This is a genomic window from Streptomyces sp. NPDC002092 (assembly GCF_053593775.1).
This window is the reverse complement of the sequence record NZ_JBSFDG010000002.1, coordinates 616,884-641,849: the sequence shown is the minus strand read 5'-3', so window position 1 is coordinate 641,849 and position 24,966 is coordinate 616,884. Positions and strand designations below refer to the sequence as shown.

At 69.4% G+C, this 24,966-nt stretch carries 20 protein-coding genes; 11 read left to right on the top strand and 9 right to left on the bottom strand.

What is annotated here, in order from left to right; genetic code table 11:
- Positions 1 to 140 precede the first annotated feature (140 nt).
- From ACWCRD_RS07030 to ACWCRD_RS07005, 6 genes are all read left to right on the top strand, one after another.
- Positions 141 to 983 carry a M24 family metallopeptidase gene (locus ACWCRD_RS07030; protein ID WP_450964892.1) on the top strand — a complete coding sequence of 281 codons (843 nt, stop codon included), beginning with the start codon at positions 141 to 143 and terminating at the stop codon, positions 981 to 983.
- Positions 980 to 2,752 carry an SDR family oxidoreductase gene (locus ACWCRD_RS07025; protein WP_450964891.1) on the top strand — a complete coding sequence of 591 codons (1,773 nt, stop codon included), beginning with the start codon at positions 980 to 982 and terminating at the stop codon, positions 2,750 to 2,752. The genes ACWCRD_RS07030 and ACWCRD_RS07025 overlap by 4 nt, the downstream gene beginning before the upstream one ends.
- A 43-nt stretch (positions 2,753 to 2,795) precedes the next feature.
- Positions 2,796 to 3,728 carry a MerR family transcriptional regulator gene (locus ACWCRD_RS07020; protein ID WP_450964890.1) on the top strand — a complete coding sequence of 311 codons (933 nt, stop codon included), beginning with the start codon at positions 2,796 to 2,798 and terminating at the stop codon, positions 3,726 to 3,728.
- 138 nt (positions 3,729 to 3,866) lie between these two features.
- Entirely contained in the window at positions 3,867 to 4,415 is a 549-nt protein-coding gene (locus ACWCRD_RS07015; RefSeq protein ID WP_450964889.1) for an RNA 2'-phosphotransferase, read from the top strand.
- A 111-nt stretch (positions 4,416 to 4,526) separates the two neighbouring features.
- Positions 4,527 to 5,438: an LLM class flavin-dependent oxidoreductase gene (locus ACWCRD_RS07010; RefSeq protein ID WP_450964888.1), complete on the top strand. Its 912-nt coding sequence runs from the start codon at positions 4,527 to 4,529 to the stop codon at positions 5,436 to 5,438.
- A gap of 72 nt (positions 5,439 to 5,510) precedes the next feature.
- On the top strand, positions 5,511 to 6,398 hold the full coding sequence (locus ACWCRD_RS07005; protein WP_344403237.1) for an HAD hydrolase family protein: 888 nt from the start codon (positions 5,511 to 5,513) through the stop codon (positions 6,396 to 6,398).
- A 15-nt stretch (positions 6,399 to 6,413) separates the two neighbouring features.
- On the opposite strand, the gene ACWCRD_RS07000 is transcribed toward ACWCRD_RS07005, so the two are convergent.
- The 4 genes from ACWCRD_RS07000 to ACWCRD_RS06985 all read right to left on the bottom strand — a co-directional run bounded on the left by ACWCRD_RS07000 (position 6,414) and on the right by ACWCRD_RS06985 (position 13,720).
- Positions 6,414 to 7,472, bottom strand: coding sequence for a peptidoglycan DD-metalloendopeptidase family protein (locus ACWCRD_RS07000; protein ID WP_450964887.1), 1,059 nt, complete (start codon positions 7,470 to 7,472; stop codon positions 6,414 to 6,416).
- 143 nt (positions 7,473 to 7,615) lie between these two features.
- Positions 7,616 to 11,128, bottom strand: a complete 3,513-nt coding sequence (gene cydD / locus ACWCRD_RS06995) for a thiol reductant ABC exporter subunit CydD (RefSeq protein WP_450964886.1) — start codon at positions 11,126 to 11,128, stop codon at positions 7,616 to 7,618.
- 60 nt (positions 11,129 to 11,188) lie between these two features.
- A complete protein-coding gene (cydB, locus tag ACWCRD_RS06990; protein ID WP_450964885.1) occupies positions 11,189 to 12,193 on the bottom strand; it encodes a cytochrome d ubiquinol oxidase subunit II in 1,005 nt (334 codons plus the stop codon).
- A gap of 18 nt (positions 12,194 to 12,211) precedes the next feature.
- Entirely contained in the window at positions 12,212 to 13,720 is a 1,509-nt protein-coding gene (locus ACWCRD_RS06985; protein ID WP_450964884.1) for a cytochrome ubiquinol oxidase subunit I, read from the bottom strand.
- A 146-nt stretch (positions 13,721 to 13,866) separates the two neighbouring features.
- Here ACWCRD_RS06985 and ACWCRD_RS06980 point away from each other — a divergent pair, with 146 nt between their 5' ends.
- Positions 13,867 to 14,241 carry a cyclophilin-like fold protein gene (locus ACWCRD_RS06980; protein WP_450964883.1) on the top strand — a complete coding sequence of 125 codons (375 nt, stop codon included), beginning with the start codon at positions 13,867 to 13,869 and terminating at the stop codon, positions 14,239 to 14,241.
- A gap of 7 nt (positions 14,242 to 14,248) precedes the next feature.
- On the opposite strand, the gene hisC is transcribed toward ACWCRD_RS06980, so the two are convergent.
- Positions 14,249 to 15,328 (bottom strand): histidinol-phosphate transaminase, encoded by a 1,080-nt coding sequence (gene hisC / locus ACWCRD_RS06975; RefSeq protein WP_450964882.1) that lies wholly within the window; start codon positions 15,326 to 15,328, stop codon positions 14,249 to 14,251.
- Positions 15,329 to 15,725: 397 nt separating this feature from the next.
- Between hisC and ACWCRD_RS06970 the strand changes: the two genes are divergently transcribed.
- From ACWCRD_RS06970 to ACWCRD_RS06960, 3 genes are all read left to right on the top strand, one after another.
- Positions 15,726 to 16,838, top strand: coding sequence for a LacI family DNA-binding transcriptional regulator (locus ACWCRD_RS06970; protein ID WP_030938801.1), 1,113 nt, complete (start codon positions 15,726 to 15,728; stop codon positions 16,836 to 16,838).
- Between the two features lie 201 nt (positions 16,839 to 17,039).
- Positions 17,040 to 18,122 (top strand): metallophosphoesterase, encoded by a 1,083-nt coding sequence (locus ACWCRD_RS06965; RefSeq protein WP_450964881.1) that lies wholly within the window; start codon positions 17,040 to 17,042, stop codon positions 18,120 to 18,122.
- A gap of 192 nt (positions 18,123 to 18,314) precedes the next feature.
- On the top strand, positions 18,315 to 19,184 hold the full coding sequence (locus ACWCRD_RS06960) for a hypothetical protein (protein ID WP_450964880.1): 870 nt from the start codon (positions 18,315 to 18,317) through the stop codon (positions 19,182 to 19,184).
- A 158-nt stretch (positions 19,185 to 19,342) separates the two neighbouring features.
- On the opposite strand, the gene thiC is transcribed toward ACWCRD_RS06960, so the two are convergent.
- On the bottom strand, positions 19,343 to 21,145 hold the full coding sequence (thiC, locus tag ACWCRD_RS06955; RefSeq protein WP_450964879.1) for a phosphomethylpyrimidine synthase ThiC: 1,803 nt from the start codon (positions 21,143 to 21,145) through the stop codon (positions 19,343 to 19,345).
- 253 nt (positions 21,146 to 21,398) lie between these two features.
- On the opposite strand from thiC, the gene ACWCRD_RS06950 reads away from it, so the two are divergent.
- Positions 21,399 to 22,883, top strand: a complete 1,485-nt coding sequence (locus ACWCRD_RS06950) for a YibE/F family protein (RefSeq protein ID WP_450964878.1) — start codon at positions 21,399 to 21,401, stop codon at positions 22,881 to 22,883.
- Positions 22,884 to 23,031: 148 nt separating this feature from the next.
- Here the strand turns inward: ACWCRD_RS06950 and ACWCRD_RS06945 are convergent, their stop codons facing one another.
- The 3 genes from ACWCRD_RS06945 to ACWCRD_RS06935 form a co-directional block, all read right to left on the bottom strand.
- On the bottom strand, positions 23,032 to 23,469 hold the full coding sequence (locus ACWCRD_RS06945; RefSeq protein ID WP_266957524.1) for an SsgA family sporulation/cell division regulator: 438 nt from the start codon (positions 23,467 to 23,469) through the stop codon (positions 23,032 to 23,034).
- Positions 23,470 to 23,567: 98 nt separating this feature from the next.
- The gene (locus tag ACWCRD_RS06940) at positions 23,568 to 24,368 is read right to left on the bottom strand and encodes an IclR family transcriptional regulator (protein ID WP_450964954.1); all 801 of its coding nucleotides are present in this window, start codon (positions 24,366 to 24,368) and stop codon (positions 23,568 to 23,570) included.
- Positions 24,369 to 24,701: 333 nt separating this feature from the next.
- Positions 24,702 to 24,914 (bottom strand): DUF5326 family protein, encoded by a 213-nt coding sequence (locus ACWCRD_RS06935; RefSeq protein WP_450964877.1) that lies wholly within the window; start codon positions 24,912 to 24,914, stop codon positions 24,702 to 24,704.
- Positions 24,915 to 24,966: the final 52 nt, after the last annotated feature.

Sequence of the window (24,966 nt, the reverse complement as noted above, 5' to 3'; positions counted from 1 at the left end):
GATCCCCCTACCTGAGGGCTACGCAGAGTTATCCACAGCCCGGACCTTCCCTATTGACGCAGCCTCTAACAACTGTCACATTCACCAGTGTCAAGTTACGGGCACGTACCGCAGTCGGTGTGGACGAGGTGGGCGGTGGCATGACGACGGCAGTGACAGACGAACTCTCCGCGCGGCTGCGGGGGTTCAGGCAGGTGCAACGCCTCGCCTACGAGTGCGCGGAGGCGGTCGCCGCACAGCTGCAGCCGGGAGTCACGGAGCGGGAGGCGGCCCGCATGCAGCGCGCCTGGCTGCGCGAGCGGGGCGTGCGGGACTGGTTCCATCTGCCCTTCGCCTGGTTCGGGGACCGCACGGCGTTCGTGAACTTCCGCATCCCGCTGCAGTTCTTCCCGACCGACCGGCGGCTCGAGCCCGGGATGCCGTTCATCCTGGACATGGCCCCCGTGTACGACGGTTGCACGGCCGACATCGGCTATTCGGGCTCCCTCGGGATCAACCCCGTGCAGGACAAGCTCATGGCCGACCTTCAGGCGCACCGCGAACTGATCCTGCGCGAGGTCCGCGAGCGGCGCCCGCTACGGGCGATCTACGAGGACGTGGACCGCCTCATGGTCCGCCAGGGCTATGCCAACCGGCACCGCGCCTACCCCTTCGGCGTGATCGCGCACAAGGTCGACCGCGTGAAGCAGCGCCGCTGGTCACCGCATCTGTTCGGGTTCGGCACACAGTCCCTGAAGGGGCTCGCCTCCGACGCGCTGCACGGCCACCGCGACGGCTGGTCCCCGCTGTGGTCGCCCTACCGCTTCTCCGACCACCCTCCGCAGCCGGGCCTGTGGGCGGTCGAACCCCATCTCGGCTTCCGGGGTACGGGCGCGAAGTTCGAGGAGATCCTGGTCGTCACCGACTCCAAGGACCCCGAGCAGAGCGCCTTCTGGCTGGACGACGATCTGCCGCACGTGCGGCGCTGGGCGGAGGACAAGTGACGGGCTTTTCCGAGTCGGTGCTGAAGGGCGCGCGGGAGCGCCGGGTGGTGACCGGCGGCGTGGAGCTGTGCGTGGCGGAGCTCGGCGACTCCGGGCAGCCGACGGTGGTCCTCGTGCACGGATACCCCGACAGCAAGGAAGTGTGGTCCGAGGTAGCCCCGCGGCTCGCCGAGCGCTTCCATGTCGTCCTCTACGACGTCCGCGGACACGGCCGTTCGACGGCACCGCAGCCGCTGCGCCGCGGCTTCACCCTGGAGAAGCTCACGGACGACTTCCTGGCAGTGATCGACACCGTCAGCCCGCACCAGCCGGTGCACGTGGTCGGGCACGACTGGGGCTCGGTGCAGTCCTGGGAGTTCGTCACCGTCCAGCGCACCGAGGGACGCATCGCTTCCTTCACCTCGATGTCCGGCCCGTCCCTCGACCACTTCGGGCACTGGATCAGCAAACGCCTCAAGAAGCCCACCCCGCGCCGTGTCGGCCAGCTCCTCGGCCAGGGCGCCAAGTCCTGGTACGTGTACCTGCTGCACACGCCCGTACTGCCCGAACTCGCCTGGCGCGGCCCTCTCGGCAAGCGCTGGCCGCGCATCCTGGAGCGCGTCGAGAAGGTACCCGGTGGCGACTACCCGACCTCCTCACTCCCCACCGACGCGGCGCACGGCGCCTGGCTGTACCGGGACAACGTCCGCGCCAGACTGCGCAGGCCCCGCCCGGACGCCTACGCGCACGCGCCCGTGCAGCTCATCACACCCCTGGGGGACGCCTTCCTGTCGGAGAAGCTCTACGACGAACTGGAGCTGTGGGTCCCGCAGTTGACCCGCCGCACACTCCCCGCCAAGCACTGGATACCCCGCACCCGCCCCGACCAACTCGCCGCCTGGATCACCGAGTTCGTGACGGCCACCGAGGGCGGAAAGACCAAGGTGGCGGCGCCCGGCAGGTACGCCGAGCGCTTCGGCGGGCAGCTCGTCCTGGTCACCGGCGCGGGCAGCGGCATCGGGCGGGCCACGGCGTTCGCCTTCGCGGAGGCCGGAGCACGTGTGGTGGCCGTCGACCGGGACGCCGAGGCCGCCGCCCGCACCGCCGAGCTGTCCCGTCTGGTCGGCGCCCCCGAGGCCTGGGCGGAGACGGCCGACGTCTCCGACGAACACGCCATGGAGAAGCTCGCCGAGAAGGTCGCCACCGAGTACGGGGTGGTGGACGTCCTCGTGAACAACGCCGGGATCGGCCTGTCCGGATCCTTCTTCGACACCAGCCCGGAGGACTGGAAGAAGGTCCTCGACGTCAACCTGTGGGGTGTGATCCACGGCTGCCGGCTCTTCGGCAAGCAGATGGCCGAGCGCGGACAGGGCGGCCACATCGTCAACACCGCGTCGGCGGCCGCGTACCAGCCGTCCAGGTCGCTGCCCGCCTACAGCACCTCCAAGGCGGCCGTGCTGATGCTCAGCGAGTGCCTGCGCGCGGAACTGGCGGGCCAGGGAATCGGCGTGAGCGCGATCTGCCCGGGCTTCGTCAACACCGGCATCACCTCGACGGCACGGTTCACCGGCGTGGACGCCGAGGAGGAGAAGCGGCGCCAGAAGAAGGCGGCCCGGCTGTACGGCCTGCGCAACTACCCGCCGGAGAAGGTCGCCGACGCGATCCTGCGGGCGGTCGTGCGCAACGAGGCGGTCGTGCCGGTCACTCCGGAGGCCCGGGGCGCGCACTTCATGTCCCGGTTCACCCCGCGCGCGTTGCGGGCGATCGCACGCATGGAACCACCGCTGTGAAAGGGAAGTTGCTCGAAAACGCCGGCGGACGGAGGCACTCGGCATGCAGTCGCCGTACCGGATAGAGGACCTGGCGCACCACAGCGGCGCCACCGTCCGCACCATCCGCGCCTACCAGGACCGCGGCCTCCTCCCCCGTCCCGAGCGCCGCGGCCGCGCCAACCTCTACTCGGACGCGCATCTCGCCCGCCTGCGCCAGATCGCCGACCTCTTGGACCGCGGCTACACCCTGGCCTCCATCAAGGAGCTTTTGGAGGCCTGGGACGCGGGCCGCGGCCTGGGCGGGGTGCTCGGGCTGGTGGCCGAGGTCGACGGCCCGTGGACCGACGAGGAGGCGGTACGGATCTCGCGTGCCGAACTGGACGAGCGCTTCGGCGGCGACCCTGACGACGCAGCGGTCGCCGACGCCGTGGAGCTGGGCGTGCTGGAGCCGGTTCCCGGCGACGAGGGCTCCTTCCTCGTACCGAGCCCCCAAGAGCTCGCCGTGGCCGTCGAGTTGCATGCCGCCGGTGTCCCGCTGGCTGCGATCTCGGGCCATCTGCGGGAGTTGAGGGGCCAGGTCGAGCACATCGCCGCCCGTTTCCTGGAGTTCACCACTGAGCATGTCTTCGCCCGCTACCTCGGCGGACCGCACCGCCCGACGGACGCGGACGCAGCGGAAGCCGCCTCGCTCGTACGGCGACTGCGGCCCCTCGCGCAGCAGACCGTGGATGCGGAACTCGCGCGGGCGATGCGGTTGTTGGCGGTACGACAGCTGCGGCAGCAGCTCGGCGCCGGGGACCCCGCACCGGACCGCCCTGCCCCACGCTTCGTGCCGTTGCCCGCGGAGACAATGCGGGCGGTGGAGGCGCTGGTTGGGTCGGAGGGGGCGGCGGAGTTCGTGCGCCTGGCGGCTGAACGGGAGGTGCACGCACGGGCTTTGGGTGCGCTCACGTCAAGGGAGGTGCCCCCAGGTGATCTTGACGAACGGCGCTGACATGTAGGGGAAGTTGTCCACAGAACGGCCAACTGGCCTGTGGATAACACTAGTTGGTTGTGGATCAAACCTACCCGCCAAAATATTCTGCGTGATCCCCGTCTCTCCCGTCATGCTGAACGGATGGACGAAAGACGCATGGATGAAAGACGCACCGTAAAGGTGCCGAAGTACCTCTCGAAACACCTGCGCCACCAGCCAGAACGGATCGGGCTGACGCTCGACGAGGCAGGCTGGGTCGAGATCGACGTACTGATCTCCGCGGCCGCCGCGCACGGTTTCCGCTTCACCCGCGAGGAGCTGGACCACGTCGTCGCCGTCAACGACAAGAAACGCTTTGCCGTCGAGGGCACCCGGATCCGCGCCAGTCAGGGCCACAGCATCGAGATCGACCTCGGGCTCGCCCCGGCCACCCCGCCGCCGTACCTCTACCACGGGACCGTGGCCGGCAACCTGGACGCGATCCGCGCCGAGGGGCTGCGGCCCATGAACCGGCACGACGTGCACCTCTCGCCGGACCGGGAGACCGCCACCCGTGTCGGCGCCCGCCGCGGCCGACCCGTCGTGCTGTCCGTGGACGCCGCCGCGATGCACCGCGACGGGCACGTCTTCCATGTCAGCGAGAACGGGGTGTGGCTCACCAAGGCCGTGCCGCCTCGGTACCTGCGCTTCCCGCAGACGCACTGACGCGCAGCGACGCGCTGGCGCCCGGCCCCCGCCGGCCTCGTCGCGTGGCCGTGCGACCGCGCACGGTGACCGTTTCGTCCGTTGTCAGTGGAGCCGCTTAGTCTCGGGGACATGAGTCTGCGTCTGAGCACTGTGATCCTCCCGTACCGCCGCTGGCACGAGGGCGGCCGTTCGGCATGGCAGCGCGCGGAGCAGCTCGGCTTCCACACCGCCTACACCTACGACCACCTGTCCTGGCGCAGCTTCCGGGACGGCCCGTGGTTCGGTGCCGTACCGACCCTGACCGCGGCGGCGGCCGTCACCGAGCGGATGCGGCTGGGCACCCTGGTGACCTCGCCGAACTTCCGCCACCCGGTTCCGTTCGCGAAGGAGCTGATCTCCCTCGACGACTTCTCCTCGGGCCGGCTCACCCTCGGCGTCGGCGCGGGTGGCAACGGCTTCGACGCCACGGTGCTGGGGCGGGAGCCCTGGACCCCGCGGGAGCGCGCGGACCGGTTCGCCGAGTTCGTCCAGCTCCTGGACTCGCTGCTGACCGAGGACGGCAAGGAGGGGCTGTCCTACGAGGGCGACTTCTACTCGGCGCACGAGGCGCGCAACATACCGGGCTGTGTCCAGCGGCCCCGGCTGCCCTTCGCGGTGGCGGCGACCGGCCCCCGCGGGCTGAGGCTCGCCGCGCGGTACGGGCAGGCATGGGTGACCACGGGCGACCCCAGGCTGTTCGAGAACGGCACGTCTGAACAGTCAATTCAAGCCATTCGCGGTCAGGCCGAGAAGCTGGCCGACGCCTGCGCCGAGATCGGCCGGGACGTGACCGCACTGGACAAGATCCTGCTCACCGGTTTCACCCCGGACCGCGGCCGGCCGCTGGAGTCGCTCGACGCGTTCGTGGACTTCGCGGGCCGCCACGGAGAGCTGGGCTTCACCGAGATCGTGCTCCACTGGCCCATACCCGACTCGGACTTCGCCGCCGACGAGAAGGTCTTCGAGCAGATAGCCATGGAGGCCCCGGCGCAGCTCGGCTGATCGGCCTGGGACGGCACTGATGAGGACGGTAACCACCCACATGTGCGGGCTCCCGCACGGCCGTGCAGGCATATGCGGGAGAATGGGCGAGTGACCTCAGCGACTCGACAGCCCGAGACCCCGGCCGCCGCCGCAGCGCCGCGGCTCATAGCCACCGATCTCGACGGCACCCTCCTGCGGGACGACAAGTCGGTGTCCCCGCGCACGGTCGCCGCCCTCGCCGCCGCCGAGGACGCGGGCATCGAGGTCTTCTTCGTCACCGGCCGCCCGGCCCGCTGGATGGACGTCGTCAGCGATCATGTCCACGGCCACGGCCTGGCGATCTGCGGCAACGGCGCGGCCGTGGTCGACCTGCACGGCGGCCCGGGCGCCCACCGCTTCGTGAAGGTGCGGGAGCTGGCCCGGGACAACGCGCTGGACGCCGTACGGCTGCTGCGCGACGCGGCGCCGGGCACGGTGTACGCGGTGGAGCAGACATACGGCTTCCACCAGGAGCCGGACTATCCGAAGCTGCACATGGAGATCCCGGACAACCTCATGCCGGCCGAGGACCTGCTGGCGCCGGACGGGCCCGGTGCCGCCGAGCCGGTGCTGAAGATCCTTGCCTATCACCCGTCCCTCGATCCGGACGGTTTCCTCACCACGGCCCGTCTCGCCATCGGCGACCGGGCGAACGTCACCCGCTCAAGTCCCAGCGCCCTGCTGGAGATCAGCGGCCCCGGCGTTTCCAAGGCGAGCACGCTCGCCCTGTGCTGCGCGGAGCGCGGCATCTCGCACGAGGAGGTCGTGGCCTTCGGGGACATGCCGAACGATGTGGAGATGCTCACCTGGGCGGGCCAGTCCTATGCGATGGGCAACGCGCATCCGGACGTCATCGCCGCGGCCTCGGGCCGCACAGTCGCCAACAACGACGACGGGGTGGCGCTTGTCATCGAGCGGATGCTGGCAGAGCGGGGTTAGCCCTGCCCGTACTGGTCATGTGAGGCGGACGCCTCGTGCCGCTAGCCATGGCACCGGGTCCACCGCGGAGCCCATCTCCGGGGTGACACGCACCTCGAAGTGCAGGTGCGGGCCGGTGGAGTTGCCGGTGGTGCCCGACTGGCCGATCCACTGCCCGGTGTCCACCCGTTCGCCCTGGTCGACTGCGACGGCGGCGAGATGGGCGTACTGCGTGTAGTAGCCGCCAGGGTGCTGGATCACGATCTCGATGCCGAAGGCGCCTCCGCACGACACGCTCACCACGCGTCCCGCGCCGACCGCCCGCACCGGCGTGCCGATCGGTACCGCGAAGTCCTGCCCGGTGTGCCGGTTCACCCACCGGTCGCCACCGCTGCCGAAGCCGGCGGACAGTACGTACGTCTCCACGGGCGCGACCCATGGCTTCGTGAACTTGGCTGCCGGCTGATGGAGCCGGACGGAGCCGGGGCAGCTGCCTGCCGCGACGGAAGCCGCCGCCTGCCCCTGCAACTGCCCACGCGCCTCCTCGAGTTTCCGTTCGATGGTGTCCTTCACGGCGGCGAGCTCGATGTTCTGTTGCTCCAGCGCCTGCCATGCCGCCTTGGCCTTCGCCTCGTCGGCGGCGAAGCGTGCCTCGGCCCGGCGGCTCCTGGCGACCGACCCGGCCAGGGCCAGATTTGCCTGCGCCAGGATGTGCTGACTGCGCATCAGAGCGTCGGGGCTGTCCGCGAGGATCAGCTGTGCGGCCACCGGGAGACCGCCGCCGGTGCGGTACTCGGCGCGCGCCATCCGGCCGAGGTCCTCGTGCAGGCGGGCGATCTGCTGCCGTTCACCGTCCAGCAGCGCCTGGGCCTGCTCGGCCTGCGCCCGCCGCACGTCGGCCTCCTGGCGACCCGCTTCGTACTGCTGCGTGGCCAACGCCGCGTCCTCGTAGAGCTGCTCGACCTGGGCGCTGATGCCGCTGCCGAGCTCGTCCCCGTCGCCCACGCCCATCGCCTCCGTGGGCCGGCCCACGAGCATGACGAGCGCACACAACAGGGCCGGAAGGAGCAGCGGATGGGGGTGGAATGAACGCATGTCAGCGATCGTGACCCGACCGACGGGGACCGGTCATGTTCAAGTCCTACGCCTGGGGGAAGCAGCACCCCGGATGGCTCAGTACGGACGCCCCGCGACGCGGTCCGTACGGCGTCTGTCGCACCATGAACGCTGGGCTCGTGCTACGACGTCGCTCCGGCCAGCAGCTCCGTCTCCGCCTCCCGCTGCAGCATCGCCCGCAACGGCCCTGCTACGGCGGCCAGTTCGGCATACGTCCCGCGCTGCACCACCCGTCCGTCGTCCAGTACGACGACCTCGTCGACCGCCTCCAGGCCGGCCAGCCGGTGCGTGATGAGCAGCGTCGTGCGGCCCTCGGTGGCGGCCAGCAGGTCCGCGGTGAGGGCGTCGGCCGTCGGCAGGTCCAGGTGTTCGGCGGGTTCGTCGAGCACGAGAACCGGGAAGTCGGCGAGGAGTGCGCGGGCCAGCGCGAGGCGCTGCCGCTGTCCGCCCGACAGCCGGGCCCCGTGTTCGCCGACCAGTGTGTCGAGCCCGTCGGGCAGGCTGTCGGCCCAGTCCAGCAGCCGGGCCCGGGCCAGCGCGTCGTGCAGGTCGCCCTCGCCGGCGCCCTTCTTAGCCAGCAGCAGGTTCTCGCGTACCGAGCTGTCGAAGAGGTGCGCGTCCTGGGCACACAGCCCGACGAGCCGTCGTACGTCGTCGCCGTCGAGCGCCTGGGCGTCCACGCCGGCCAGCGTGTACGAGCCCGCGTCCGGGTCCAGGAAGCGCAGCAGCACCTGCGCCAGCGTCGTCTTGCCGGAGCCGGACGGTCCGACCACGGCGATCCGACGCCCCTGGTGGAGGGTGAGGTCGAGGCCGCCGAGCGCATCCCGGTCCTGCCCTTCGTACCGGGCGGTCAGGCCCTTCAGGACGACCGGGAAGGGGGAGGTGGGGGCCTGCCGGGGCTGCTCCGGCTCCCGTACCGGCTCGGGCGCATCCAGGACCTCGTACACGCGCTCCGCGCTTCTGCGCACCCGTTGCCGGTACTGCACGGCGAGCGGCAGCCCGAGGACCGCCTCGAAGGCGGCCAGCGGGGTGAGGACGACGACGGCCATCGCCACGCCGCCCAGCCGCCCGTCGACGACCGCCTGGGCGCCCACGAGGGCGGTGGCGGCGACCGTCAGGCCGGAGAGCAGCGCGGTGAGTCCGTCGCCGAGCGCGGTGGCGGTGGCGGCGCGCGAGGCGATCCGGGTGAGCGTGCCGTCGGCGCGCCGTGCCTCGGCGGTACGAGCCGGCAGGGCGCCGGCGACGGCCAGCTCCGCGGTGCCGGTGAGCAGATCGGTCACGCGGGTTGCGAGCACCCCTCGGGCGGGGGCCAGCCTGCGTTCGGCGCGGCGCGCCACGGCACCGGTGACCAGCGGGACCCCTACCCCGGCCGCCACCAGCCCGACGGCGAGTGCGAGGCCGGCCTGGGGCAGCAGCCAGGTGGTGAAACCGACGGAGGCGGCGGACACGATCGCCGCGGACCCGGCGGGCAACAACCAGCGCAGCCAGTAGTCCTGCAGGGCGTCCACGTCGGCGACGAGCCGCGAGAGCAGGTCGCCCCGGCGGGTGCGGCGCAGCCCGGCGGGCGCCAGTCGCTCCAGCCGCCGGTAGACGGCGACCCTCGTGTCGGCGAGCATTCGCAGCACCGCGTCGTGCGACACGAGCCGCTCGGCGTACCGGAAGACGGCCCGTCCGATACCGAAGGCCCGTGTCGCGGTCACGGCCACCATCAGATACAGCACGGGCGGCTGCTGCGCGGCCCGTGAGATCAGCCACCCGGAGGTGGCCATGAGCCCGACGGCACTGCCGAGCGCAAGGCTGCCGAGCAGCAGGGCAAGGGCGAGACGACCGCGCCGGGGGCCGGACATGGCCCGGACGCGGGCGAGGACGGCGTGCGTGCCCGCCGTGAGACCGCTTGCCCCGGTCTCCGTTGGAGCGGCCGCCACGGGTCGAACCTCGGACGTCACGGCTGCGGACTGCGCGGAAGGGGCGGGGGATACAGACCGCTCCATAGGCGCTGCCGCGTCCGCCGCCCCCAGCCGTACCACCCGGTCCGCCACCTTGAGCAGCGCCGGCCGGTGCACCACCAGCAGCACCGTCCGCCCCACCGCCAGCCGCCGTACCGCCTCCACGACCTCGGCCTCGGTGGCCCCGTCGAGGGCTGCGGTCGGCTCGTCGAGCAGCAGTACGGGCCGGTCCGCGAGGAAGGCGCGGGCCAGCGCGAGGCGCTGCCGCTGCCCGGCGGACAACCCGGCCCCGTCCTCCCCGAGCACGGTCTGTGAGCCCCCGGGCAGCGCGTCCACGAACCCCAGTGCCCCGGCATCGCCCAACGCTTTGCGTACGGCGGTGTCGTCGGCGTCGGGCCGGGCCAGCCGTACGTTCTCGGCGATCGTCCCGGCGAACAGATGCGGCCGCTGCGGCACCCAGGCGATCCTCGACCGCCACTGCTCGAGATCGGCCTCGGCCAGATCGGCTCCCCCGACCCGCACCCGCCCCTCGGCCGGCCGCACGAACCCCAGCAGTACGTTCAGCAGCGTCGACTTGCCCGCCCCGCTCGGCCCGACGAGCGCGACGCTCTCGCCGGGCTCGACGGCGAAGGACACATCCACCACGGCATCCTCGGACCTCTCGGGATACCGGACCGTCACACCCTCGAAGGCAATACCGCCCCCCGGCACGGCTGCCGTGCCCGATGCCGGAACGGGCGTCTCCAGGACCGCGAAGATCTCCTCGGCGGCCGCGAGTCCCTCCGCCGCCGCGTGGTACTGCGCCCCGACCTGCCGCAAGGGCAGATAGGCCTCGGGCGCGAGGACGAGGATGACGAGGCCGATGTACAGGTCCATCTCGCCGTGCACGAGCCGCATACCGATCGTCACCGCGACCAGGGCGACCGACAGCGTGGAGAGCAGCTCCAGCGCAAAGGACGAGATGAAGGCGATCCGCAGCGTCCGCATGGTCGCCTGCCGGTACTCGCCGGTGATGCGCTTGATCGACTCGGCCTGCGCCTTGGCCCGCCCGAACACCTTCAGCGTCGGCAGCCCCGCGACGACATCCAGGAAGTGTCCGGACAGCCGGGACAGCAGCAGCCACTGACGGTTCATCCGGGACTGGGTGGCCCAGCCGATAAGGATCATGAAGACCGGGATGAGCGGCAAGGTCCCCACGATGATCACCGCCGAGACCCAGTCCTCGGTGACGATCCGGGCCAGCACCGCCACCGGCACGACCACCGCGAGCCCCAGCTGCGGCAGATAACGCGAGAAATACTCGTCGAGGGCGTCGACCCCACGGGTGGCGAGGGCAACGAGCGACCCGGTCCGCTGCCCGCTCAGCCATCCCGGCCCCAGCTCGACAGCACGCTCCAGCAGCCGGCCCCGCAGCTCCGACTTCACCGCTGCGCTCGCCCGGTGCGCCGCGAGCTCGGTGAGCCACGAGACCAGCGCACGGCCACCGGCGACGGCCGCCAGCAGCAACAGGGGAGTACCGAGGTCACCGACCGACATCCCGTGCTGGAAGGCACCCACCACCACCTCGGCGATGAGCATCGCCTGAGCGATGACCAGCGCCGCACCGACGACGCCCAGGCCGACGACCGCCACCATGAAGAGGCGGGTGGCACGGGCGTAGCGGAGCAGCCGCGGGTCGATCGGTTTCACGTGAAACACACCCTCTTCCTCAAGGGGCACGTTTCACGTGAAACATGCCCCACCTCGGACTCAGTGCACGGCGTCAGCGATGTGCTGCGTACCGATCCGCTTGCGGAACACCCAGTAGGTCCACCCCTGGTAGAGCAGGACGATCGGCGTGGCGATCGCCGCGCACCAGGTCATGATCTTCAGGGTGTAGGGGCTCGACGAGGCGTTGGTGACCGTGAGGCTCCAGTCCCCATTGAGCGACGACGGCATGACGTTCGGGAAGAGCGACAGAAAGAGCATCGCCACGGCGGCCACGATCGTGACTCCGGACAGCGCGAACGACCAGCCTTCGCGCCCGGCCTGGTTCGCCACCAGGGCGGCGACGAGCGCGGCCACGGCCACGACGAGCGCGACCAGGCTCTTGCCGTCACCGCTGTCGACCTGCGTCCACAGCAGGAAGATCAGCGCCACCACGGCGGTGACGAGACCGACCACCGTCGCCAGCTTCCGTGCCCGCTCACGGATGTCCCCGACCGTCTTCAGCGCCGTGAACACGGCCCCGTGGAAGGTGAACAGCGTGAGGGTCACGAGCCCGCCGAGGAGCGCGTACGGGTTGAGCAGGTCCCAGAAGGTGCCGACGTACTCGAAGTTCTTGTCGATCTTCACGCCGTGCACGATGTTGCCGAAGGCGACGCCCCACAGGAACGCCGGGATCAGCGAGGTCCAGAAGATCGCGGTCTCCCAGTTGCGCTGCCAGTTCTCCTCGGGCCGCTTCGCCCGGTACTCGAAGGCGACACCGCGCACGATCAGGCTGACGAGGATGATCAGCAGCGGCAGGTAGAAGCCGGAGAAGAGCGTGGCATACCAGTCGGGGAAGGCGGCGAAGGTCGCACCGCCGGCCGAGAGGAGCCAGACCTCGTTGCCGTCCCACACGGGACCGATCGTGTTGATCAGCACCCGCTTCTCGGGCCGGTTCCGCGCCAGCAGCTTGGTGAGGATGCCGACCCCGAAGTCGAAGCCCTCCAGGAAGAAGTAGCCGGTCCACAGGACGGCGATCAGGACGAACCAGACGTCGTGAAGTTCCATGACTCGATCTCCCTCGGCCTAGTACGAGAAGGCCATCGGCTTGTCGGCGTCACGGGTGTCGCCGCCGATCTTCGTGGGCGGGTTGAGGTCGGCCTCGGTGAGCTCGGGCGGTCCCGCCTGGACGTACTTCACCAGCAGCTTGACCTCGATGACGGCGAGGATGGCGTAGAGCGTGGTGAAGACGATCATCGAGGTGAGGACCTCGGCCTGGGAGACGCCGGGGGAGACCGCGTGCCGGGTCTGCAGGACGCCGTAGACGACCCACGGCTGGCGGCCCATCTCGGTGAAGATCCAGCCCCAGGAGTTGGCGATCAGCGGGAAGCCCAGGGTCCAGATCGCCACCAGCCAGTACAGCCTGCTGAGCTTGGGGCTGAGCGCCTTGTTCCTGAAGAGGACCAGATGCGGCACCTCGTCGTCACCGACCCTCAGATGCTGCGGCAGCATGAACTTCTTGCGGGTCAGCCAGAGTCCGGCCAGGCCGATGGCGAAGGACGCCATACCGAAGCCGATCATCCAGCGGAACGCCCAGAAAGTGACCGGGATGATGGGCCGGTAGTCACCGGGACCGTACTTCTTCTGCTCGGCCTTGTTGGTGTCGTTGATGCCGGGGACGTACGAGTGGAAGTTGTCGTCGGCGAGGAACGACAACAGGCCGGGGACCGACAGCTCGACGCTGTTGTGGCCCTTGCTGACGTCGCCGTACGCGAAGATCGAGAACGGCGCGGAGTTCTGGCCGTCCCACAGCGCCTCGGCGGCGGCCATCTTCATCGGCTGCTGCTTGAACATGACCTTGCCGAGGGTGTCACCGCTGATCGCGGTGAGCAGACCGGCGATGACGACGGTGACCAGACCCAGCCGCAGCGAGGTCTTCATCACCCGGACGTGCTTCTTGCGGAACAGATGGAAGGCGGCGATGCCGACCATGAACGCGCCACCGGTCAGGAAGGACGCGGAGAGCGTGTGGAACGCCTGGGCCAGCGCGGTGTTCTGGGTGAGCACGTGCCAGAAGTCGGTGAGCTCGGCACGCCCCTTCGCCTTGTTGATCCGGTAGCCCACGGGGTGCTGCATCCAGGAGTTGGCCGCGAGGATGAAGTACGCCGACAGGATCGTGCCGATCGAGACCATCCAGATGCAGGCCAGATGGATGCGCTTGGGCAGCTTGTCCCAGCCGAAGATCCACAGGCCGATGAAGGTCGACTCGAAGAAGAACGCGATCAGGGCCTCGAAGGCCAGCGGGGCGCCGAAGACGTCACCGACGAAGCGCGAGTAGTCGGACCAGTTCATGCCGAACTGGAACTCCTGCACGATGCCGGTGACCACACCCATCGCGATGTTGATCAGGAAAAGCTTGCCCCAGAACTTGGTCGCCCTGAGGTACTTCTCCTTCTCCGTGCGCACCCAGGCGGTCTGCAGGCCGGCCGTGAGAGCGGCCAGCGAGATCGTCAGGGGGACGAACAGGAAGTGGTAGACGGTCGTGATGCCGAACTGCCATCGCGCCAGGGTCTCCGGCGCCAAAGCCAGGTCCACGTCGCCGCTCCTTACCGCTTGTGAAAGCGTTCACATTCACAAGCAATTATGACGCACCCGTTTTCGCCGATCAGCAGGGGGGTCCTGTCTTCTGCGTCACGTCAACCCCTTGGCAGCAACTTCAACATCTTGTTGAATTGCCTGTCGTGCAGATACGGATCTCGTGGCCCGCCGGCCACCTCACCGCAACCCTCGACGACACCCCGACCGCGCAGGCCCTCACCAAGGCACTGCCGCTCACCTCCACCGCCCGTACCTGGGGCGAGGAGGTCTACTTCGACACGGGCGTCTCGGTTCCACGTGAAACATCGGCCAGGCAGGTCGTGGACCCGGGCACGGTCGCCTTCTGGACCGACGGCGACGCCCTTGCACTCCCCTACGGGCCCACCCCGATCTCGCGAGGCGCCGAGTGCCGCCTCGCGAGCCCGTGCAACGTCCTGGGCCGCCTCGACGGCGACCCCGCACTCCTCGCCACGGTCCGAGACGGCGACCCGGTGCGCGTGGAACTCGTAGACGAGTAACGCCGCCTCACAGCTCCTTGCGGAACCCTTCCGCCACCTTCAGGAAGATGTCGTTCGCCTCGGTCTCCCCGACCGTCACCCGCACACCCTCGCCCGGGAACGGCCGGACCACCACGCCGTGCTGCTCGCACGCCGCCGCGAACGCGACCGTGCTCTCCCCCAGTCGCAGCCACACGAAGTTGGCCTGGGTCTCGGGCACGGTCCAGCCCTGGGCGCGCAGCCCGTCGACCACGCGGTTGCGCTCACAGACCAGCGAGCCGACCCGGCCGAGCAGTTCGTCCTCGGCGCGGAGCGAGGCGATGGCAGCCTCCTGCGCAAGCTGGCTCACGCCGAACGGCACCGCCGTCTTGCGCAGCGCCGCCGCCACCGGCTCATGGGCGATCGCGAAGCCGACGCGCAGGCCCGCGAGACCGTACGCCTTGGAGAACGTGCGCAGCACGCAGACGTTCGGCCGCTCGCGGTACAGCTCCACGCCGTCCGGCACCTCGGCGTCGCGGATGAACTCGCGGTAGGCCTCATCCAGTACGACCAGGACGTCGCCGGGCACCCGGTCCAGGAACCGCTCCAGTTCGGCACGCCGTACCACCGTGCCGGTCGGGTTGTTGGGGTTGCAGACGAAGACGAGGCGCGTCCGCTCGGTGATCGCGTCCGCCATCGCGTCCAGGTCGTGCACATCGCCCGGCGTCAACGGCACCTGCACCGAGGTCGCGCCGCTGATCTGCGTGATGATCGGGTACGCCTCGAAAGACCGCCAGGCGTAGATGACCTCGTCACCGGGGCCGCTGGTCGCCTGGATCAGCTGCTGGGCGACACCGACCGAACCCGTGCCGGTGGCCAGGTGGGAGAGCGGGACACCGAAGCGGTCCGACAGCTCGCCCATCAGGCCGGTACAGGCCATGTCGGGGTAGCGGTTGAAGGACGAGACCGCGGCCGTCACCGTCTCCATCACACCGGGCAGCGGCGGATACGGGTTCTCGTTGGAGGACAGCTTGTAAGCCACCGGACCGCCGGCCGCGGCAGGCTTGCCCGGCTTGTAGGTGGGGATACCCTCCAGCTCGGGGCGCAGCTTGGGGCTCGTCTCGCTCACCGCAGTCCTCCTCATGACCACCGGCTTCCAATACTGCTCACCTTATGAGGATTCGGCGCCGCTGCGTACAGCTGAGGACAGACCTCATCCGTCACATGCACATCAGGGGCATCACCACCCGTAGGCAGACGAACCGGGGGGCGCGGCCACATATATCTATGCGCCGGTGGCTCGCGCCCTGGCGCGCATCGCCCATCAAGGTGAGTTGAGACCTCTTCGAAACATCGGGGACTTGGCAGGCCCATGCGCGCCGACAAGTCACGTAGTTCCATTGGATCGTTCAACTGACTTTGTTTCAAAGGTAGTTGACGGTATATGACCTTGCAGAAACGTGCCTGTCAACGCGTGCATATGCGTCCGCCCTACCCCACTCCATGAGCCCTACTATCGGCTCGCCATGACAGCAGCAGGGAAGCACCAGGTGAGCCGCGCGGAAACCTCACGCCGAGGCAGCCGGCCGGGCCGGGCGGGCATCAGAGACGTCGCCGCCGCCGCCGGAGTCTCCATCACGACCGTCTCCGACGCCCTCAACGGCAAGGGCCGGCTCCCGGACGCCACCCGGCGTCATGTCCGAGAGGTCGCCGACCGGCTGGGTTATCGCCCGTCGGCAGCGGCCCGAACCCTCCGTACCGGCAAGTCGGGCCTCATCGGCCTGACCGTGACGACGTACGGGGATGAACCTTTCACCTTCACCGAGTTCGCCTACTTCGCCGAGATGGCGCGCGCCGCCACCTCGGCCGCGCTCGCCCGCGGTTACGCCCTGGTCATCCTGCCCGCGACCTCCCGCCACGACGTGTGGTCGAACGTCGCGCTCGACGGCACGGTCGTCATCGACCCCTCCGACCAGGACCCGGTGGTCAGCGAACTGGTGCGGCAGGGCCTGCCCGTCGTCTCCGACGGCCGCCCCGCCGGCTCGCTCCCGGTCACCGCCTGGGTCGACAATGACCACGAAGCCGCCGTACTCGGCATCCTCGACCACCTGGCCGACGCCGGCGCACGCCGCATCGGACTGCTGACGGGAACCTCGACCGACACGTACACCCACCTGTCGACCACGGCGTATCTGCGCTGGTGCGAACGCGTCGGGCAGGACCCGGTGTACGAGGCCTACCCGGCGCACGACCCGTGCGCGGGCGCCGTCGCCGCCGACCGGCTGCTCGCCCGCCCTGACCGGCCCGACGCCGTCTACGGCCTGTTCGACCCGAACGGCACCGACCTGCTCGCCGCGGCCCGCCGCTACGGCCTGCGGGTGCCGGACGACCTGCTTCTGGTCTGCTGCAGCGAATCCACCGTGTACGCCAACACCGAACCGCCCATCACCACACTCTCACTGAAGCCGCGCCGCATCGGCACGGCCGTGGTGCAGCTCCTCATCGACGCGATCGAGGGGGTCGAATCGGACCAACCGGTCGAGCAGGTGATACCGACGGAGCTGATCGTGCGTACCTCGTCCCAGCGACGTCCGCCGCGTACGACCGTCAGCGCGCCGCGCTCGCCCGAAGAGGAGTAGAACCAAGGCCGTCAGCAGGCGGTCGAAGCCCTGCCCAATCGGGGCGAAAGCCGCGGTGAACTGGACTCTTCCTCCGATTCACCACCCCTGGGTCATCACATGGCGCGATCGGCATTCCTATGATGGGCCCACGACACCGCGGGCCGCTGCGACCAGGCAGTCCGAAGCGGTGCAGATGCGGCGCGATGGTGGAGGGGTCTGATGACTCAGGGGGCCGGTCAGGGACCCGAGACGGAGCGGACGGCGACGTTGCGCGACTTCCGGGTACCGGCGTATGTCCACGAGACCGGTCCGTACGGCCACAGCACATACCCCGGCGATGTCGCCAGACCCGTCGAGGAGCCGGGCGACCACCCGGAGGGGTACACCCCGACACAGCGCGACCTGCCGGTCATCAACCGCGGTGACACGCTTCAGGTGCCCGTCGACCCCGCGTCCCTCCCCATCCCGCAGCAGACGGACGGCGCGGGCCCGCTGTACGTCGTCGGTGATGTGCACGGCTACCTCGACGAGTTGCTGGCCGCCCTCCAGGAGCAGGGCCTCGTCGACGCCGCGGGCAACTGGTGCGCGGGCACCTCCCGGCTGTGGTTCCTCGGCGACTTCACCGACCGCGGCCCGGACGGCATCGGCGTCATCGACCTCGTGATGCGGCTGTCCGCGGAGGCGGCCGCCGCCGGCGGCTACTGCAAGGCGCTCATGGGCAACCACGAGCTGCTGCTGCTGGGCGCCAAGCGGTTCGGCGACACCCCCGTAAACTCCGGTGCGGGCACCGCGACCTTTCAGGCGGCCTGGCTGCTCAACGGCGGCCAGAAGACCGACATGGACCGCCTCCAGGACCATCACCTCCAGTGGATGGCCCGCCTCGACGCCGTCGAGGAGGTCGACGGCTATCTGCTCGTCCACTCGGACACCACCGCCTACCTCGACTACGGCGACTCGATCGAGGCGGTCAACGACACCGTCCGCGAAACGCTCACGCGCAACGACGCCGACGAATGCTGGGATCTGTTCCGCAAGTTCACCAAGCGGTTCTCCTTCCGCGACGAGGGCGGTGCAGACGCCGTACGCTCCCTGCTGGATACGTACGGCGGCACGCGGATCGTTCACGGTCACAGCCCCATTCCGTATCTGCTGGGCGAGGTCGGCTCCGAGGAGGGCGAGGACAGCGCAGGGCCCGTGGTCGAAGGACCGCACGTCTACGCCGAGGGACTCGCCATCGCGATGGACGGCGGAGTGACCATGGCCGGAAAGCTGCTGGTCCAGCAACTTCCCTTGGATATCTGAACGTTCACAGGGCAGGCGACCGTCGTGAAGGAATTGCGATAAACGGCGCAGGCCAGGGTCCAATTTCTTCAAACCCCCTGTCACCGTGTGCCGTCGCCGCTCTACCATCGGCTTATCCGTAGCAGGCTCCCCTCCGTTTCTGCCCGACGGCTCGTTGGCATGCGAGCCCCAAGCCCTACGGAGCATCGGGGGATGCACATGAACAGCGTTCCGCAGCACCTGCTGAGCGAGGACCGCCAGGAGTACGAGCGGGTCCTCGATGAGGCGCTGCGCTCCGCCCCAAACCGCCCGGAACTGGCCGCTGTCGGCAAGCGGCTCAACCCCGAACAGCTGCGCACGATGGCGCTCAACGCCACCGCACTCATCACGGTGGCAGCGGCGGCCGAGTACCAGCACTACGTGAAGGTTCGCGAGGAACTGCGCCAGCCGGCGCCGTCCACCCCACCGTCCACCCGGGAATCCGGCTCTGCGGAGCCGGGCGCGGCGGCGGTGGGGCTCGCCACCACCTTCGGCGAGGCCGCCGAGCCGGCCGGCGCGGGCGCCGTCGCCGTCGCCGCCGTCCTCACCCCCGTCCTCGCCGGAACAGCTGCGGTGATCTTCCTGCTCGTCGGCTATATCATCAAGTCACTGGAACCCAAACAGGTGTTCGGTAAGACCATGATCACCGCCGGCTGGGTGTTCGGTGCCATGACCGCGGCCGCGATCCTCGTCGCCGCTGTCGGGCTGCTGCTCACCGCCCTGCGCAACCAGCCCTCGCTCGAGTCCGGGCCATACGGCGAACTGAGCGAGGAAGTGGCCCTGGCCAGGGAAGCCTGGCGCGAAGCACTCCTGGAGCGCGGCATCATGCCGTTCCTCAGGGAGGCACTCGCCGACCCCGGCACCGCCGCGGCGCTGCACACCGCGACTCCGCCGACGTCGACCAGCCGCATGCCGCACCTCGGCTACGACCGGCCGGGCTTCAGCAGCCCGGACGACGGCTCGACCCCCGGCGCGCGCCCGAGCTTCACCAGCCCGGACTACACCAGCCCGGACTTCGGAGGCCCGGAACACCAGCCGGAGTAACCGTCGGCTTGCGCCCCCCGCACCAGAAAGGCCCGCCAGGGCCCGCAGGGGGAGCGCAAGCCGAACACCGATCCCGCCGACGGCTCCGCCCCACGGCGACTCACGCCGAGGAGCGGGACCGTCTTCCCTGTCTGAGGGGCCAATCACCCCGGACTACGTCAGTCCGCGATCGGCAGGTACACCCTGTTGCCCGCGGCCGCGAACTCCTTCGACTTCTCGGCCATGCCCTGCTCGATCTCCGCCCGGCTCCCGCCGTGTTCGCGGCGGATGTCCTGGGAGATCTTCATCGAGCAGAACTTCGGCCCGCACATCGAGCAGAAGTGGGCCGTCTTGGCCGGCTCCGCCGGGAGGGTCTCGTCGTGGAACTCCCGTGCCGTGTCGGGATCCAGGGCGAGGTTGAACTGGTCCTCCCAGCGGAACTCGAAGCGGGCGTCGGAGAGCGCGTCGTCCCATTCCTGCGCCCCGGGATGCCCCTTGGCGAGGTCGGCTGCATGGGCGGCGATCTTGTAGGTGATGACACCGGTCTTGACGTCGTCACGGTTGGGCAGGCCCAGGTGTTCCTTGGGCGTGACGTAGCAGAGCATGGCCGTGCCCCACCAGGCGATCATCGCGGCACCTATGCCGGAGGTGATGTGGTCGTACGCCGGCGCGACGTCCGTGGTCAGCGGGCCGAGCGTATAGAACGGAGCTTCATCGCAGATCTCCTGCTGAAGGTCGATGTTCTCCTTGATCTTGTGCATCGGGACGTGTCCCGGGCCCTCGATCATGGTCTGTACGTTGAAACGCTTGGCGATCCGGTTGAGTTCCCCGAGCGTGCGCAACTCCGCGAACTGCGCCTCGTCGTTGGCGTCCGCGATCGACCCCGGCCTGAGGCCGTCGCCCAGCGAGTACGTGACGTCGTAGGCGGCCAGGATCTCGCAGAGTTCCTCGAAGTTCTCGTACAGGAACGACTCCTTGTGGTGCGCGAGGCACCACGCGGCCATGATGGAGCCGCCGCGCGAGACGATGCCGGTCTTGCGGTTCGCGGTGAGAGGGACGTACGGCAGACGGACGCCCGCGTGGACCGTCATGTAGTCCACGCCCTGCTCGGCCTGCTCGATGACGGTGTCCTTGTAGATCTCCCAGGTGAGCTCCTCGGCGCGGCCGTCCACCTTCTCCAGGGCCTGATAGAGCGGCACCGTGCCGATGGGGACGGGGGAGTTGCGCAGCACCCATTCACGCGTGGTGTGGATGTTGCGGCCGGTGGACAGGTCCATGACCGTGTCGGCGCCCCAGCGGGTCGCCCAGGTCATCTTCTCGACCTCCTCCTCGATGGAGGACGTCACCGCGGAGTTGCCGATGTTGGCGTTGACCTTCACCAGGAACCGCTTGCCGATGATCATCGGCTCGATCTCCGGGTGATTGACGTTGGCCGGCAGTACCGCGCGGCCCGCCTCGATCTCCTGGCGGACCACTTCGGGCGAGACGTTCTCCCGGATGGCCACATACTCCATCTCCGGCGTGATCTCCCCGCGGCGGGCATACGCGAGCTGCGTGACCGCCTTGCCGTCGCGACTGCGGCGCGGCTGGCGCGGCCGGCCCGGGAAGACCGCATCGAGGTTGCGCAGACCGCCTCGTGGAGAGGTGTGCTTGATCCCGTCGTCCTCGGGACGGGCGGGACGGCCCGCGTACTCCTCGGTGTCACCGCGCGCGATGATCCAGTTCTCTCGCAGCGGGGCGAGCCCCCTGCGCACATCGGTATCGACGAGCGGATCGGTGTACGGGCCCGACGTGTCGTACAGCGTGACCGACTGCCCGTTGGTGAGATGCACCTGACGTACCGGCACCCGCAGATCGGGGCGTGAGCCCTCGACATACGCCTTGTGCCAGCCGATGGACTTCCCGGCCTCCTGGGACTGTTCGCCCTGAATGGGCTGTTCGTCCTGGCTGGAGGCAGGCGTGCGTGCGTCCTTGTTGGTCATGAGACCTACTCCCTACGCCGGCATTACCCGGTAACAGGTTCGGCGGTCGACGCAGCGGTTTCCGTCTGTCGACGTTTCGTGGGGAACATCACTCGACTTCGGTGATGTTCCACGTGAAACATCGCTGGGACGGAGGTCAGCGCCCTCTCAGCCCGGTGCTCCGAGCTCCCGCGTGTGCAAAGGTGCCTCCACGCTAGCGTCAATTCGGGCGCGCTGAACAGAGGGCCCCTGTCGTTCTTGCGATGATCTGGCGGTGACCACGACACATCAGCCCCCCTACCCCCCGCCGGAGCCGTCCCGCGGACACCGCTCCGGAGACGGCAGCGGACATGGTTCCGGGGCCGGTCACCACCACGGGTCGGGGGCCGGCGCCGGGCACGGCCACGAGGCCGGCGCCGGGCACGGGCCGGGTCACGGCCATGGTTCTGGTGGCGGGCACGGTCACTCGCACAGCCATGGTCCTGCGGCCCCCGTCTCCAAGCACCTGCGCAAGGTCATCGCCGCCATCCTCATCCCGTTCACCGCGGCCGTGGCAGTCGGGCTCGTGGTCCTGTGGCCCGGCGGCGCCCCGCCGCACCAGCGCACCGGTGTGGGTTTCGACCGGCAGACCCAGCAGGCGACGGTCGCCAAGGTCGTGAGCGTGAGCTGCAAGTCGGTGAACGCCTCGGGCGAGGCTCCGACGGGGGACACCTCGACCGCCGAGGGCTCATCCGCCCAGCAGCAGGCGAAGGGCACCTGCAAGAAGGCGACGATCCGCGTCGACACCGGCAAGGACAAAGGCCGTACGTTCACCGAGATCGTGCAGCCGGACCAGTCACGGCAACTGCACGAGGGCGAGAAGGTCGTCGCCGCCTACGAGCCCTCCGCGCCGAAGGACCTGCAGTACTCGGTCGCCGATGTGAACCGTCGCTTCCCCATGGCGTTGCTGGCCGGCATCTTCGCGCTCGCCGTCGTGGTGGTGGGCCGGATGCGCGGCCTGATGGCCCTGATCGCGCTGGCCATCAGCTTCATGGTGCTGACCTTCTTCATCCTGCCCGCGATCCTGCAGGGCTCGAATCCGCTCCTGGTGGCGGTGATCGGGTCGAGCGCCATCATGCTGATCGCGCTCTACATGTGCCATGGCCTGTCGGCCCGCACATCCGTGGCGGTACTGGGCACGCTGCTCTCACTCGTGCTGATCGGCCTGCTCGGCTCCGAGTTCATCGGCTGGGCCGCCCTGACCGGCAACACGGACGACAACACCGGTCTGATCCACGGCCTGTACCCGTCGATCGACATGAGCGGCCTGCTGCTGGCCGGCGTCATCATCGGTTCGCTCGGTGTCCTCGACGACGTGACGGTCACCCAGACATCGGCGGTCTGGGAGTTGCACGAGGCGAATCCGTCGATGGGCTGGCGGGGGCTGTACCGGGCAGGCATCCGCATCGGCCGCGACCACATCGCATCCGTGGTGAACACCCTCGTCCTCGCCTACGCGGGCGCCGCGCTGCCCCTGCTGCTGCTCTTCTCCATCGCGCAGAGCAGTGTGGGGACGGTCGCCAACAGCGAACTGGTGGCGGAGGAGATCGTACGCACGCTGGTGGGCTCGATCGGCCTCGTCGCCTCGGTGCCGGTCACGACGCTGCTCGCGGCACTGGTGGTCGCGGCCGACCGCCCGGGACCGGAGCAGGCGGCGGGCACGGCGGGCGCAGCACCTGCTGCCGCGCGCACCGGGCGGGGCCGACGGCGCAAGCGGTGAGGCGCGGGCCACTCGGGCACGCGTGAACAGACGGTCGGGCGGTACGGACTCCAGCCGCCGTGCACATGGAGACATGGAGACATGGAGAAGCGTTACTGCGTCCTCCGCATCCCACGCAGAAGCGTTCCGGCCGACCCCGCCGCCTGCCTCAGCCCGCGCTCTGCTCCTCCGCAAGGATGCGGTCCAGTGCCTCGTCGAGGTGGGCGTCGAAGTCGGCGAGGGAGCCCTCCTGACCGAGTGGCACCAGCTTGTCGGTGCGGTCGAGGAACGCGATGAGCGACGCCGTGGACGCACGGAACAGCGCCTGGTCGCGGCCGACCTGAAGCCGGATCAGGACCTCGGCCAGGGAGTCCGGTTCGGCGGGTGAGACGCGCACATCTCCTTCCCCGCACGGCCGGCACACCCCGTCGATGAGCAGCTCACGACCGAACGCCCAGGTCACCGGCGCATCGCCGGGCAGGTGGAAGGTCAGCCTCACGGCATAGGGATCACAGCTCTCGTAGCGCAGCTCCACCGGGATGCGGAAGGAGAGCTCCTCGGACACGAGAAAGCTCATCATGACCTCTGCCTGTACGGACTCGCGCATCGCCTACCCCGTCATGTGAAGCCGACCGGCTGGGAGTGATCCCCTGACACAGGTGGAATCTTGCTGAACGTACACGGCAGATCACAAGGAGTGAGTTTTCAGATACTGATAGAGATCGCGAGTGACCCCATCAGCCTCCCGATTTCGCTCTGCAGTTGCCGAGTCGCGGACATCAGCCGGTCGGCCTGATGCGAGGGCAGAGAAATGGCCATCGTCGCGGCCGTCGTCCCCACCGTGATCGGAATCGCGGCGCAGACCGTCCCCAGCGCGTACTCCTGCCGCTCCGTCACCGGCTCCATCCGCCGTGTTCGCTCGAGCCGCCGCAGCAGAGTGTGGTTGTCACGCACGGTGTACGGGGTGATGGACTGCACGGGGTAGCGGTCGAGGTGGTCGCGGCGGGCCGCGTCGTCCAGCTGGGACAGCAGGCACTGGCCGATCGCATGCGCGTGCGCGGTCTCGCGGAAGTCGGCCCACTCCTCGACGGCCGGATTGCCCGGGGTGTCCGAGACGCACATGACCTCGATCTCGCCCTCCCGGTACACGGCGTAGTACACGGGCACACCGATAGCGTCCCGCCAGCCGGCGAGTGCGTCGACGATCGTGCTGCGACGTTTCTGCTGGGCACCGCTGCTGCTCAGGCGCACCGCTGCGTCGCCGAGGAAGAACAGGCCCTTGTCCCGGCGCAGATAGCCCTCGTGGACGAGGGTCCGCAACAGGTGGTACGCCGTCGGGAGCGCCAGGCCGGTCTCTCGGGCCAGCTGTTTGGCGGGGGCTCCGTGCTCGTGCCCGGCGACGCATTCCAGCAGGCGCATCGCGCGCTGGACGGATCCGATGAGGGTTGCGGACTGCGGCTGCGCCGGAGCGGTTTCCCGGGAGGGCTGCACCGGTGGTGCGGTCAGGCGCGACGATGCGGGTGGTGCCGTCACGCGCTCCTTCGTGGAGGGGCCCGGCTGTTCGGGGGGCCTGATGCGGCGTCCGGGGGCTGGAGTGGGGGGTACGTGGGGGTCTGTGGGTGCGGTGTCTACCGTGGCCAAGGGTCACTCCCGAAGCGCGAGGGGGCTGCCCGTGCCGTGGGGAACACGGGAGGGGTGTACGCCGCTCGCGGGGTCGCCCCCGCGTCGAATTCCGGACTCTAATGGCCAGGTGGCGCCTTGATGCGTCCTGTCCGGAAAACTTCCCTCGCGCGAGGGAACCGGTGATTCCTGTTACCGATCACCGGTGTCCCAGGGCCCTCACCAGTCGCTGCGCGACGAAGAGTTCGACGTGAACTTCCGCACGACGTAGATCAGTCCGCCGACCAGTGCCACGAAGACCAGCACCTTGAACAGCAGTCCGATGACGAAGCCGACGACGCTGGCTATCAGCCCGCCGAAGACGACGAGGGCGATGACCGGCACCGCAATCCACTTCACCCACCACGGCAGTCCGCCGAAGATCTCACCCATTGCGCTCGTCCTTGTCTCTCCGCCCGGCTGCTGTGCAGGGGCCCATTGATGT

What these genes read in the sequence shown, in the direction of transcription:
- ACWCRD_RS07030 (WP_450964892.1), top strand. Translation starts at nt 141, where the DNA reads ATGACGACGGCAGTGACAGACGAACTCTCCGCGCGGCTGCGGGGGTTC.
- ACWCRD_RS07020 (WP_450964890.1), top strand. Translation starts at nt 2,796, where the DNA reads ATGCAGTCGCCGTACCGGATAGAGGACCTGGCGCACCACAGCGGCGCC.
- ACWCRD_RS07015 (WP_450964889.1), top strand. Translation starts at nt 3,867, where the DNA reads ATGGATGAAAGACGCACCGTAAAGGTGCCGAAGTACCTCTCGAAACAC.
- ACWCRD_RS07010 (WP_450964888.1), top strand. Translation starts at nt 4,527, where the DNA reads ATGAGTCTGCGTCTGAGCACTGTGATCCTCCCGTACCGCCGCTGGCAC.
- ACWCRD_RS07005 (WP_344403237.1), top strand. Translation starts at nt 5,511, where the DNA reads ATGCGGGAGAATGGGCGAGTGACCTCAGCGACTCGACAGCCCGAGACC.
- ACWCRD_RS07000 (WP_450964887.1), bottom strand. Translation starts at nt 7,472, where the DNA reads ATGCGTTCATTCCACCCCCATCCGCTGCTCCTTCCGGCCCTGTTGTGT.
- cydB (WP_450964885.1), bottom strand. Translation starts at nt 12,193, where the DNA reads ATGGAACTTCACGACGTCTGGTTCGTCCTGATCGCCGTCCTGTGGACC.
- ACWCRD_RS06970 (WP_030938801.1), top strand. Translation starts at nt 15,726, where the DNA reads ATGACAGCAGCAGGGAAGCACCAGGTGAGCCGCGCGGAAACCTCACGC.
- ACWCRD_RS06965 (WP_450964881.1), top strand. Translation starts at nt 17,040, where the DNA reads ATGACTCAGGGGGCCGGTCAGGGACCCGAGACGGAGCGGACGGCGACG.
- ACWCRD_RS06960 (WP_450964880.1), top strand. Translation starts at nt 18,315, where the DNA reads ATGCACATGAACAGCGTTCCGCAGCACCTGCTGAGCGAGGACCGCCAG.
- thiC (WP_450964879.1), bottom strand. Translation starts at nt 21,145, where the DNA reads ATGACCAACAAGGACGCACGCACGCCTGCCTCCAGCCAGGACGAACAG.
- ACWCRD_RS06945 (WP_266957524.1), bottom strand. Translation starts at nt 23,469, where the DNA reads ATGCGCGAGTCCGTACAGGCAGAGGTCATGATGAGCTTTCTCGTGTCC.
- ACWCRD_RS06935 (WP_450964877.1), bottom strand. Translation starts at nt 24,914, where the DNA reads ATGGGTGAGATCTTCGGCGGACTGCCGTGGTGGGTGAAGTGGATTGCG.